The 10,710-nt window shown below is 45.5% G+C and carries 8 protein-coding genes; 1 reads left to right on the forward strand and 7 read right to left on the reverse strand.

Annotated features, from left to right (window positions below):
- Window positions 1-203: 203 nt before the first annotated feature.
- Window positions 204-3,350, forward strand: a complete 3,147-nt coding sequence (locus RUMCAL_RS14830; protein WP_021683302.1) for an RICIN domain-containing protein — start codon at window positions 204-206, stop codon at window positions 3,348-3,350.
- A 314-nt stretch (window positions 3,351-3,664) separates the two neighbouring features.
- Here the strand turns inward: RUMCAL_RS14830 and RUMCAL_RS12460 are convergent, their stop codons facing one another.
- The 7 genes from RUMCAL_RS12460 to RUMCAL_RS14835 form a co-directional block, all read right to left on the reverse strand.
- Window positions 3,665-4,357, reverse strand: coding sequence for a dockerin type I repeat-containing protein (locus RUMCAL_RS12460; RefSeq protein WP_040648190.1), 693 nt, complete (start codon window positions 4,355-4,357; stop codon window positions 3,665-3,667).
- Between the two features lie 29 nt (window positions 4,358-4,386).
- Window positions 4,387-5,304, reverse strand: coding sequence for a hypothetical protein (locus tag RUMCAL_RS12465; protein ID WP_021683305.1), 918 nt, complete (start codon window positions 5,302-5,304; stop codon window positions 4,387-4,389).
- Window positions 5,305-5,307: 3 nt separating this feature from the next.
- The gene (locus RUMCAL_RS12470) at window positions 5,308-5,922 is read right to left on the reverse strand and encodes an accessory gene regulator B family protein (protein ID WP_021683306.1); all 615 of its coding nucleotides are present in this window, start codon (window positions 5,920-5,922) and stop codon (window positions 5,308-5,310) included.
- Entirely contained in the window at window positions 5,922-6,065 is a 144-nt protein-coding gene (locus RUMCAL_RS15190; RefSeq protein ID WP_021683307.1) for an AgrD family cyclic lactone autoinducer peptide, read from the reverse strand. Before RUMCAL_RS15190 ends, RUMCAL_RS12470 begins: the two co-directional genes overlap by 1 nt.
- A 176-nt stretch (window positions 6,066-6,241) precedes the next feature.
- A complete protein-coding gene (locus RUMCAL_RS12475; protein WP_040648191.1) occupies window positions 6,242-7,531 on the reverse strand; it encodes a GHKL domain-containing protein in 1,290 nt (429 codons plus the stop codon).
- 12 nt (window positions 7,532-7,543) lie between these two features.
- Complete coding sequence (locus RUMCAL_RS12480; protein WP_021683309.1) at window positions 7,544-8,425, reverse strand: LytR/AlgR family response regulator transcription factor; 882 nt, start codon at window positions 8,423-8,425, stop codon at window positions 7,544-7,546.
- A gap of 12 nt (window positions 8,426-8,437) precedes the next feature.
- The coding region (locus RUMCAL_RS14835; protein WP_021683310.1) for an LPXTG cell wall anchor domain-containing protein at window positions 8,438-10,710 on the reverse strand (2,273 nt) is incomplete at its 5' end.

The following is a 10,710-nucleotide window of genomic DNA, read 5'->3' on the forward strand; positions in this document are numbered from 1 at the left end:
CGCCAGACGCTCTTTGTGCGGTATTGCCTTTATTATAGCGGAAAAAGCGGCTGATGTCAATAAGAATTATAAGATATTATTCTCACTGCAATGAAATAATAGCACAATTTCTTATAAAATAGCATCATATCTGATTGAATTATCTCACGAACTGTGATAAAATATAGCTACAATCCACAATACCAAAACAGGAGGAATTGGGAATGAAACAACAAAGAAAGAACAAACACCTGCTGCCCGCCATACTGACCGTACTGGCAATTCTGAGCAGTCTGCTTGGAATTCTGCCGGCAGGTTCTGTATCGGCTGCGGACATGACAGCTTATCCGGCACAGGCGGTACATTTCGGGGCGTACACCACGAACCGGAATCTGAACAATGCCGGCAGTGCTGCCAACACACAGAAAGCCGCCGGAGCCAATTCAGAGGACTGGCGTATTGACTATGTTTCTGCCGGCGTGTACCAAATTGTCAGTCTGACTGACGGCAAGTATCTGACTGCCAACGGCACAGCATGCACACTGACGGCAAAGGCTGCTGACAGCAGCCAGAACTGGAACATCGAAAGCGTACAAAAAGACTTCGAGGGATACGATCTGTACTACAAGATCACCAGCGTTTCCACCGGTGCGGCACTGACCTATTATCAGGGAAATAACACCATCGGGCTGACCGCATACACCGGTGACGGTGCCCAGAAGTGGAAGCTGAATTGCAGCGGACTGGAGGGGTACGCCGCAAATGCACTGGCAAATGGCAAGGAAAAAGCGGGAACCATTGGCGGTCTGCTGGGCGAAACCGTTTTCGTTTCCACCGCGGACGACTTGGAAAAACAGCTGAATACCACAGAGCCGAAAACCATTGTCATCACGGCGGATATTGATATGCAGAACAAGTCCCACACCCGCATTCGGGACAACAAGACCATTGTGGGTTCTTACGGGAACAAGACTATTTACGACTCTCAGTTCCGCACCAATGACACCTACGGTGCAGTGGACGACAATCCCAGCGACAACATCATTTTCCGGAATCTGAACATGATCGCAAAGAATGTGAAGAACCGGATCTTGATCAATATCTGGTCCTCGCGTCAGATCTGGGTGGATCACTGCACGTTTATCTCCTACTTGCCCTCAGATCATACGGGAAACGGGCAGGACGAAGTGGGAAAATTCATTTGGCTGAACACCCCCTATGAAAGCTATCTGGACGCAAAAGACAACGGCAGAAGTCCGGACTATATCACGATTTCCTATAACACATTCAAGAACCGTTTCTGGACGGTGGCATACGGCACACAGAACAGTGAAACTTCCCGCTGCCGCACCACGCTGATGTACAACTGGTGGGACGAATGTGTCCGCCGCTGCCCGCAGATCGGAAACGGCAGCGGTCACATCTACAACAACTACTATTCCGGCGATGACAGCTTTTTGCCGAACAGCTGTAACCAGATCATCAGCGGCGAGGGCTCCAATATGGTCAGCGAAAACTGCCGATTCCAGGCGGTTTCCGGACGGGAAATCATTGTACAGCCGGATACTTCTCCGTATCGGGACAACGGTTCCTACACGGCGAAAAGCAGTTCAGAAACCCCGACCAAGCTGAATTATACCGCAAAAGTCACCAGCACATGGAACCCCAAGGACAACTACGGCTACACACTGTTAGATGCCTACAACACCAGGGGCACAGACACCAAGGATTTCTGCACCAAATACGCCGGTGCTGCATCATCTTCCGGCGAACTGAAATACATCACAGACAGCAGCCTGCAGACCTTTGCGGCAACTGTTTACACAGCACCATTCCTGACGGACAGCTTTGATTCTGCCTACGGCAATCCGGTGACTGACTACACACCGGCAGTTTTGCAGGAAGGTGCAGTCTACATGATACAGAACGTCAACAGCGGACTGTATCTGGAAGTGGACGGCGGAAAGGCTGCGGACGGCACCAACGTCCAGCAGTGGGGTGCAAATGAACCCGCAGCCCACAATACATGGCGGGTACTGTCAGACGGTGACGGCTATTATACCCTGTATCCCCAGATCGGTGACAAGGTGAGCTATCTGCTGGACGTTGCCGGAAATGCTGCGGCAAACGGCACCAATCTCGGCATCTGGTCTGCCACCGATGCCGATGCACAGCGGTTCAAATTCTATGAAGCCGCAGACGGTGTCTATTACCTGCTCACCAAGACCAGCGGCGACCAGAGCTGCGTTGCCGTACAGGCGGCTTCCACAAGTGCCGGAGCCAACGTGGTGGAATGGGCAGTCAACCTCTCCGACACTTCCCAGCAGTGGAAGCTGACACAGGTAGAGGACACCGGCTGTGTCATGGATACCACAAAGACATACCAGTTCCGCAATGCCAACAGCAATCTGTATCTGGAAGTGGCAAACGGAAAGGCTGAGGACGGCAGCAACGTGCAGCAGTGGGGTGCAAATGAACCCGCAGCCCACAACTCATGGACACTGAAAGAATTCGGCGGCGGATACTACTACATTCTCTCTGCTCTGGCAGACGGCAAGACCTACTATCTGAATTCTGCGGGAGAAGCAGACGGCTCCAACATCGAGATCCACACCAACAACAAGTCCAGCTCGCACCTGTTCAAGTTTGTCAAGAATCCCGACGGAACATATACGATCCTGACACGCACTTCAAAAGATCGGGCTGCTGTAGAAGTGGCAAACGCGGAGAAATCCAGCGGTGCCAATGTGCAGCAGTGGACGGTCAACGGCAATGCCTGCCAGAAGTGGAATGCGGTCGCCTTTACCACGACAGCTGCGACAACAACAACTACTACTACCACAACAACTACTGCCACTGCCGCGAAAACAACGGCAGCAACTGTTCCTGCTACGGCCACTGCCAACACGTCCAAAACCACTGCAACTTCCGCACAGGAACAAACTACTGTGACAACAGCGACTACACTGCCTGCGGCTACATCTGCGGCTACAGAAACTGAAACAGCTGCATCTACGCAAGCTACCGTTTCCGAAACCACCGCAGCCACAACCTCCCTCACAGAGCAGGACACCACAACTCTGTCCTCTGCGGAAACCACCGCCGCAACTTCTGCCACAACGGCAACCGAATCCTCTGGTACGTCCCCGACAACGGAAACCGTGATCTTCGGCGATGTCAATCTGGACGGAAAGGTGGACATTTCAGACGCGGTTCTGTTGAACAAAACGGTTGCCGGAACCATCAGCCTGAGCGAATCTGCCCAAAAAAATGCCGACTGCGACGGTGACGGAGAAACCGGCAGCAATGATGCAGTTGTGCTGCTGCGGTTTCTGGTGCACCTGATTCAAACGCTGCCCAGTACGGAATGACGCTGCATAATGTTTGTGCGGTGTTACCCTAAGTCTGAAAAACCAATGCGGGAAAACGCCTTTTGAAAAAGAGTTTTCCCTTTGCATTACAACCAAAAAGCACATCACGTTCGCCAGACCAGCGGGGTCTGCTGCGATTCGCGATGTGCTTTTTCTGTTTTCGATATTTCGTTTCCGGTTTCTCCGAAAGCGTTTTGGGAAACAGCATCGTTGACAATACTTTCACACCTTCGTTTTCAGCCCTGTCGGATACAGCAATCCGGCAGGGCTGAACAAAACTCATTTTTTCATTTAGGCAATATTTCAAACGATCGTTATTTCACCGGCAGGCTGTCCACAGCGTGCACCAAGAACTGCATCAGAGTAGTGACATCATCAATATCGATCTCGCCGCTGCCGTCGCAGTCCATGTTCTTTTTCTGCATGTCATTCACAGTCACACTGCCGTTGACCGCCTTTGCCAGAAGAACAGAATCCAAAAGGTTTACCTTTCCGTCCAGATTTACGTCCCCGCAAATGCCGGTATCGTCGGGCAGATAATTGCACTTTAAAACATCAGCATAGGAACAACCGTCGTCCTCTGTAGATGCTATAATTTTTTCATATTCTTTCGCAAATGGACTATTGGGGTAGCAATATATTTGACGAATTTCATTAGGAGAACGAAGTGTTATTGACATTACAAATGTATTTAAATCCGTATGTTCATAGAACTTATTTTCCGGCGGAATGAAATCTTTTTCAAAAACAATTTTACGGCAAGGAAGTTGCGGCATTTCATCTATTCTTATCGTAGAACCGCTAATATGCAATTCGCGATTAGGATAGTCATAAGTCCATGTTGCACCAGATGCACAGGTTCCACTGGACGGATATTTTGAATCGTCTGTAGTTTCCATGTACGATGTTGCCGTTGCGACATCAACCGCTGCCGCCGGCAAAGCAAGACAGTTCACACTGCCAATCAATGCGGAAAAGAGAAGTACGTTTTTCAAAATTTTTTTCATAGAAAACATCTCCTTTCATGAAAAGAAAATTACAGTTCTACTTGTCCTGCTGCTACCTTAGAGTACAGTATAACGTCCTGATCGTCCAGTCTTCCGTCGCGGTTAATATCCGCAGAGATTTTTGCAAGATCAATCGGTGCCGTAACTCCCTGAAAACCAAAGTCTAAAGCTTCGTCTGCATCAGCAGGATTTTTCTTAAGTCTTGCCATATAAGTTGCAATTGCATTCCAGTCGTTAGAATCTACGCCGCCATCTCTATCCAGATCTCCAAATACATATGTGGCAATGTCAATAGTAGAACCAGATGAATCCATTGTATATGTATAGTTAATTCTTCTTCTAAGCTCTGCTTCGCTTTTCACTCTCTTAGTGTAGGATAAATTAGCTACACCGATTACTTTAGCTTCACTGGACGGATAAGCTTTCATATTTGAAAACATAGCATCATCAAATACCACAGTTTCATCATCATCGAAATAAGCACCTGATGTAGAAAGACGACCACCATAGTTTACATAAGTGAACGGAATAGTCATAAAATTAATAGAACTGATATAAGAGGTGTCTGCATTCAAATAAACATTAACACGTCCTGTTGTACTTTCAGCGTTTGTAGTAATCAAAGCAACATAGTGTTCTTCGTTAAGCAAATATTCATTGTAATACGCTCTCTTTCCAGAATTGCTTGCATAAGCAACAACTTCGTTGTTTGTTTCGCCCTGCTGATAAAGATTCATCAGTTCTGTAGTTTCATCAATTGAAAAACCCAGATCGAGCAAATATTCTGCTACCAGCTGTTCATCACCAACGGCATAAGACTGAACAAAATCCGCTTCCTGCACTGCCTCATACTCATCTGCAAATGCCGGAACAGCTGTCGCACTCAACGCCGCCGTCATTGCCAGTGCCGAAACACCAGCTACGGTTTTCTGAATAAACTTTTTCATGTTTCATTTTTCTCCTCTAATTTTAAATGACAGACTTTGTAACTTTTTTCTCTGCAAGCACTCGATTTTTCCAACTATCGACATTACTGCTTCTGTGGACAACCCCAAGGCTATAATTTTGGCTGCCACATTGATATGCAGACACAATGTAACTATGGTCACTGCAATTTCAATTCCCAAAACAATATATGTCCGCATACGATAAACATGCTTCTCTACTTCATCTAAAGGGTTATTTTCTGTTTCTACGGGCGATAAAATCGCAATCACCACACTTGAAATCAAAATCAAACCGCCAGAAATCCATAAATTTATCGACACCCATCGCACCAAAACCAACAGCCCTGCAATCATCACCGTAGATGACAAGTAGCACTTTACCGGACTGCTGGCATGATGTCCGCCTGCACACATACGAATCGGAATATATGAGGCGTTTAACAACAGGCACTGCCAAAACTGACGGAACACAACCCCAAGAAATATAGTTGTGACAACGTTTATCAGCATCATGAAAAGCTGAAAAAATCCGAAGCTGTAAATCTCTGCATCTTCTTTCTGAACAATCCCCAGAGAAACTAATTTTTCGGTAAACCTCTCCGAAAGTTTCTCCAGCATCAGAACTTCCGCATTTCCTTTACAGACTTGGGCATTTTCGGCTCATAGTTCCAATAAGAGCACGGGAAGTTCGACCAGAACGAAGATGTCTTTCTTGCTGCCTCCGCCATTTTCTTCCACACTATTTTCGAATTCTTTTTCATTTAAAACATTCCTCTCATTTTAGATTTAATAAGATTTCTCTTACATTTTTAGTATAGCAGTCCAACTGGAAAAAATCAATAGCTTTGCACTAAACGGGAATAATCTGCATTATTCGGGAATGGGGTAACAAAAACCCGATAGCATTTTTGTGCAAAATCACTATCGGGTTCGAATTTCATATAATTGGCTGAGAATCTATCGGAATCGTGATAGACACCACAAAGCTGTTATTTTCAACTGTCGCTTTCCAGATTCCATTATATTTTTTAACGGTCATTTCAATGTTTTTTAAGCCGATTCCCGCATGTCCATTTTTAGTAGACAAAAAACTGTTCTCCGTATTTGGATTTAATTTTTCATACTTATTTTCCGTGTGAATCATACAGCACTGCATTTGTTCTTCGATTACAAACAAAACAGTTCTGTCTTTATCCAATTCCGAAACCGCTTCTATTGCATTATCTAAAAGATTCGAAACGATTGTTGTTAAGTCCATATCTGATAAAAAATCAAGCTTATCATATAAAATATTCAAGTTTAATTGAATGCCTTTCTGTTCTGCTTTCAGCAACTCATGATTTAGGATAACAGATAGCAGTTGATTGCTGCAATGAAATGATGGGTGCAGTTTGTCCAGCTGTTGATATAACGATTTTTCATACTGTTTTGCCTCTGTCAAATTTTCAGTCTGTATCAATCCCTCTAAAGCATTTACATGCCGCTTTACATCATGTATGATCGTCATAGAATTTTGATACCGCTTTTCAAGATCACGATAAACTGCCATTTGCATATCTGTTTGCTGCTGCAACAATGCGTTTTTCTTTTCCATTTCCCGAATCGCAGAAACACGATAAAATACAAAAACAATGTAGACATCTAGCACAATACAGCCTGTTAAAAAGAAAACCAAGAATGTTCCGGAATGCGTATTTGCAATATTTTCTATGATGTAATTGGCAGTGATAATTTCTCCAGTTGCTAAAATTGCATATGAGATCGATTCATACCATACAAAACTACTCTTTTTCTTTCGAATCATAGAAAAGACAATGTGACATAAAATAAATGTAAGCAAACAAGTTCGAAGGCAGCTTGAAATCGTTAAACTATCTTCCGCAACCGCAGACGAAATCGTTTTTTGTGTCACAAAGGACAAGCTCAGCGTTGACATAGCATCAGCTATAAAACAAATCAATGCAATCAGGAAGTCATAAATTAAAAATGAGATTTTTGGTATACGAAAACAAATAATCGTGGATAAAACAATCATTGCCAACATACTTATTGTATTTAGAATCGGAATTCCAAATATACACATCAATCCTTGTAAAACAGAAATTATCGTCACACTAAGAAAACGCAGCCAAATCTCAGATTTTTGAATGGAGAAAAAATTAGATAACGCCCATATTCCAGAAAAGGTACAAGTAAGGCTTACCATACAACTCAATAATAATTTCATTAGAAACACCTCCTATTTCTGCAAATGGTGATGCAAATAGTCACTTATCTTTTCATGGACTTGTTTTCTTCTGTTTTTTGCAATTGGTATTTTCATGCCATTTGAAAGAATAATATCATTGTAAAATGAATTGATACATGCCACATTGACCAAAAAACTTTTATGCGGCATGATAAAATGATATTGTTGTAGTTGGTTTTCTAATTCACTCATGCTGCCAATAATATGATATACAGTTTCTGTAGATACCAGCTTGACTTTTCGATTTCCCTCATATTCAAAATAAAGAATTTTTTGAGGTTCTATGACAACATTTCCGTGATGCATGGGAAATGAAATATAATTTTTTTCCTCTGTGCCATAGTACTGTAAATACTCTGCTAGTACTTCCCGAATTTTTGAGTTTTGAATGGGCTTTTCTAAAAAAGAAAATGGATGTACTGCAAAAGATGCTGCCATTTGCTCTGAATAATTACTAACATATATCAGAGCAACTTTTTTATTTTTTTGTCGAATCAATCTTGCCGTTTCAATCCCATCAATACCTTCCATTTGAATGTCCAAAAATATCATATCGAAATCAGTGCTTTGCGTAAGCAGTTCTTCCCCCTGTGTAAAACAAGAAACCATAATGCTTTTCCCCTTTTCATGAAAAAAGCTTTGAATGATTTTTTTCAACTGAAAAATCTGATCTTTCTCATCATCTACCACCGCGATTCGAATCACGCCATCTACGCTCCCTTCGACACATTCTTCCTCATTTTTATCATACCACAATTTTTTCCAAAAAGCAAGACACCTTTCTGCTTCAAAAACAGAACCGCACACGCTCATACGCAAAAAGAGCCACACCCTTTCGAGTGTGACTCTTTTTCTGATGCCGCCCAGAGCCATCTGAGCATGCAGTTACTTTTTACGCCGCTTTGTCAGGATTGCCAGAAGCAGTGAGAATCCGCAGGCTGCGATCAAAATGGTGATGTGCAGTGTGGTATCTCCGGTTTTCGGCGTTCCCGAAATGTTTTGCTGCCGCGGAAGCGGTATCCGCTTTGTTCCAGAGGTCTGTGCAGAAACATCTGCCGCCGTTGTCGTCGTCTGCGTGTGATGACCTGCCGCATGCTCTCTGTTTGCAACTGTTGTGGTAGTCGTGACAGTGTCCCCGCTCACGTGATTTTTCCGCAATGTGGTCTGTCGAATGCTGGTGGAAGCACTCGATGTTTCACAAGTGCTGTTCACCGTTGTTTCAGTAACTGTAGTAGTTTGTGTCGTGGTATGCGTGCTGTGGTGTGTGGTCTGTGTTCCAGTCGATGCACTGCTGTCTGTCGTTCCCGTGCTGGTGGTTCCAGTCGTGGGAACTGTCGCAGAAGTGGTGCGGCTGGTCGGTGCTACAGACGTGGTATTCGTCTGAGATACCGTAGTTTGTTTCGGCGTTGTCTGGGTACTGGTGGTATGTGTCGTAGTTGTCACGCTGGTCGGACCTGCACTGGAGAGTGTCACCGTTGCTGTAGTATGCTGTGTTGTCGAAGATGTCGTGCGGTGTATTGCGGAAGTAGTGACTGACGTGCTGCCAGTAGTCGTTACAGTAGCTGTCGTGTGGGTCGTTCCCGTGGTTCGGGAAGTCGTCACAGATGTTCTCTGGGTAGTGATACTGGTTGTGCCGGCCGTCGTTCTGTGACTGGTGGTATGTGTCGTGTGCGTGGTTGTTTTTGCAATCGTATGTGTTGCCGGTGATGCGGTGACTTTCGCTGTTGTTGTGTGTGATGTGCTGTGGGTAGTCTGTTTCGAGGTTGTAACGCTGCTGGTGGTTTGTTTCGTAGCTGTAGTATGCGTACGTGTGGTTGCAGTAGTATGAGACGACTGCGTTTTCGCTGTAGTCTGTGTTGTTGTGGTGCTGGTTTTTGTAGTGCTTGCTGTAGTCCGTGCTGTTGTGGTACTGGTTTTTGTAGTGCTTGCTGTAGTCCGTGTTGTTGTGGTGCTGGTTTTCGTAGTGCTTGCCGTAGTCCGTGTTGTTGCTGTACTGGATTCTGTAGTGCTTGCTGTAGTTTGTGTTGTTGCTGTACTGGTTTCCGTGGTACTGCTTTCCACAGAGGTAGTTTCCGCAGATGCCGAAGTACTGGTCTGTGTCGTCGATTCCGTAGAAACTGCGGTTTCGGTTGTTGTCGTAACAAGATCTGTAGCCGTTGTTGTTTCCGTAGATTCTTCCGGATCACGATTCAGAAAGACATTCAGAAAAGCCATATCCTCGCCCTTGGCGATGTTGAATCCTTCCAGACAAGTTCCGGACGTGACGCCCTTTTCTTCTGGAATTCCCAGAATCATACAGCCGTCCAACGTGCGTTCCTCTGCACGAATCTCCACACTGCCCGACGATATGTCAGCATATTCTTCCGCATTGTATCCTGCCGGAATCGAATCGATCCACAGGCGGTATCCTGCCAGATATGTGACACCGTCCACCGTCACAGACAGCGGCAAGTCGTCGAAACGATATTGTCCGTCTGCATTGGTATAGGCAACTTGTTTTGCTTCAGGCAGCAGTTCCCACTTTCCGTTGCGGCGATAATACTGCCGGAGTATGATCTTCACATTGGCGATACCGGATTCGCCGTCGCTGATCTGATGATCTCGGTCTGCATCGTCCCAGACAATACCGGAGATCGATACATGAGAATCCTTCTGCACAATGCCGCCGTCATATCCGGTGACATCTGCCGCCTTTACAATGTCATAGTCCACGCCGCGAACCTGACAGCAATACGGTGTATTTCCGCTGAATGCTTTCGCCAGGATCAGGAATGTATCCGGCTCCTGCAGATCCAGTGTGCCGGCAATCAGATCGCTGTCCTTGTCGCTGTCAGCAGCCGCATGATATTTCGTTGCAGCATATCCTTCCGGCATTTCACAAAGCTGCATCTGATACCCCACTAAATATCTCTGACCGTCCTTTTCTATGTAGGTCGGCAGGTTGTCAAAGCGGTAGTGTCCGCCAGATGCGGTTGCCATTGGCGTGCCAGTTGCCACAGGTGTTGCTGTCGCTACCGGTGTACCTGTTGCCACAGGCGTTGCCGTTGCGACTGGTGTGCCAGTTGCCACCAGCACAAAGCTGTCGTCCAGTTTCCAAGTGGTATCGCGGCTGTCGTAATAGCTTCGTGTCAGCTTGACCGTTGCGGTTGCAACGCCCA

The sequence above is a fragment of the Ruminococcus callidus ATCC 27760 genome (genome assembly GCF_000468015.1).
Lineage (GTDB): Bacteria > Bacillota > Clostridia > Oscillospirales > Ruminococcaceae > Ruminococcus_C > Ruminococcus_C callidus.

Bases quoted from the DNA above. Each gene is read 5' to 3' on its own strand.
- RUMCAL_RS15190 (WP_021683307.1), bottom strand. From the start codon at position 6,065: ATGAAAAAGAATTCGAAAATAGTGTGGAAGAAAATGGCGGAGGCAGCA.
- RUMCAL_RS12465 (WP_021683305.1), bottom strand. From the start codon at position 5,304: ATGAAAAAGTTTATTCAGAAAACCGTAGCTGGTGTTTCGGCACTGGCA.
- RUMCAL_RS12470 (WP_021683306.1), bottom strand. From the start codon at position 5,922: ATGCTGGAGAAACTTTCGGAGAGGTTTACCGAAAAATTAGTTTCTCTG.
- RUMCAL_RS12475 (WP_040648191.1), bottom strand. From the start codon at position 7,531: ATGAAATTATTATTGAGTTGTATGGTAAGCCTTACTTGTACCTTTTCT.
- RUMCAL_RS12460 (WP_040648190.1), bottom strand. From the start codon at position 4,357: ATGAAAAAAATTTTGAAAAACGTACTTCTCTTTTCCGCATTGATTGGC.
- RUMCAL_RS12480 (WP_021683309.1), bottom strand. From the start codon at position 8,425: ATGGCTCTGGGCGGCATCAGAAAAAGAGTCACACTCGAAAGGGTGTGG.
- RUMCAL_RS14830 (WP_021683302.1), top strand. From the start codon at position 204: ATGAAACAACAAAGAAAGAACAAACACCTGCTGCCCGCCATACTGACC.